Source organism: Endozoicomonas sp. SESOKO3 (assembly GCF_024606255.1).
The window spans coordinates 1-1789 of record NZ_JAHHPR010000640.1; the positions used below are offsets into that span (position 1 = coordinate 1).

Below are 1789 nucleotides of genomic sequence, written 5' to 3' on the forward strand. Positions count from 1 at the left end.
AAGTCGATTGGATGGAAACTCTCTGAAACTGTTCTGCACAGCTTCCTGAATCAGCTCCTCCATGGAGTCCATTCGATCTTCAGCCACGACACCCTGAAGCATCACAGGCCGGGTTTGGGACCAATGAGCAACAACCCGGGATTCGTGCATGGCAGGAGCAGTGCTCAATGCCTGCAGGAGATGAAACATGGAACGATCACTGCCATCGGGCTCATCGCTGGCCATGACATTCGCAATAGCATGCCGGGTGGCCTGCTGGACGAGTCTGGTGAGGAGCTGCTGTCGAACTTCTGTCTGGTTGCCCGATCCAGAGTCAGCTGTCAGCCAATGGTCCAGCTCGCAGCGGTCATAGATTCTCCGAACTGAAACCATAATGGCTCTTAACAACCTCTCATTTTCTTCAGCAAAGACGTAATCAAAATAGAGTCTGTTGATATTGTCCCTGGCATTCCTGACAGCTTTCTGATCAGCTGACTCAACACTGCTCCAACAGGAAGACACCAGCATCAAACTGATCAGCACAGACCAGATAATTCGATAAATAACCATACGACACTCCAATGTCTTAACAAATTCAGGAAGCATAGGGCAATCAATTGGCAGGGACAGAGAAAGCGATAAACAGTTGTTGAGTTTGTATTCAGGTTCTAAAGTGCCCGGCAGGCAGGTGGGAACACTGCCGGGCCCACAGGCGCGGAATCAGACATATGAATAATTTCAGAACCAGTCGGCACTCCGATTCTGAACATCTCCTGTAGTCGAGGTACCAAAGCTGGTAGAACCACTGCCGCCATCGCTGCTTGAAAAATTGTAGGTGAAGCCGCCGAATGCCCCCCCCCCACTCCGCCTTGTTGATGGGTCGTTTCTGTCTCTGCCCAGTATCTTTCTTCCTCTTCCTCTTCCTGCTGCCTTCTTCGGCGTCTTTCATCTTCTGCTGTCCAGATATAGCGTTCTTGCCGCAAATGGCTGTATAGCTCTGTGAGCGATATCTGCATGTAGATATCAGCCAAATCCATGTTACAAGTAAGAGGATTCAGAACCCCGGCCTGCATCAACACATTTTTAATTACCTTTTCATCAAAGCCTTCCGTAGCTCTTTTGATCTGCTCCCTGTCCCATTTGGTGGGTTTCCAGTCCCTTCCCTGCGGATCATTCCGCCCGGGTCGGTTCAGTGCATTGCCTAACTTTCTTTGCAGCTTCTCCCGCTGCAGCCGCATCTGCCTGGCTGGTTCTGTTTCATATTGAGAGATCACCATACAAAACACGCCGGCGGATATCACGCCAAGCGAAGCGCCCATCCCAAGCATTGCTCTGTATAAAATGAATTGAAACCAGCTTTCCTCTTTACTTTCATCCGGGGAGTAATGCATGACCGGTATCTGAACGGGTGGCGGTGATGTAACAGGTACCGGCTTTTCACCATCCAGAATTCTGCGAATCTGCTGGTACCACTCATTGCCATAATCTTCACGATCAGCGGCTTTCATAAACAGCGCGGAGAGGTCTTCCTGATAGTGACGACGTTTGCCGTCTGTATGCCATAGGGTGGGATGATTGTTAAAGGCCTTAGTCATCATGGACAGGTAGATTGAAAATGCCGGGTCTCTGGCAATCTCCGGGTTCTGCTTTTGCCGGTCTACCTTGTGGCTGAGAGAACGAAGCGCCTTGCCACGAAGAAAACGCTCCTGCATTTCCAAAAGAATAAAACTGAGTTGCCGGGCTAACTGTTCCCGTGAAAGTCGATTGGATGGAAACTCTCTGAAACTGTTCTGCACAGCTTCCTGAATCA

At 49.9% G+C, this 1789-nt stretch carries 2 protein-coding genes; both read right to left on the minus strand.

Features of this window, described 5'->3' with window-relative positions; all coding sequences use genetic code 11:
* The coding region (locus KDK18_RS11235; RefSeq protein ID WP_257254992.1) for a hypothetical protein at window positions 1-549 on the minus strand (549 nt) is incomplete at its 3' end.
* Between the two features lie 98 nt (window positions 550-647).
* Window positions 648-1789, minus strand: a 1142-nt coding sequence (locus KDK18_RS11240) for a hypothetical protein (RefSeq protein ID WP_257254993.1), incomplete at its 5' end; no start/stop codon positions are given.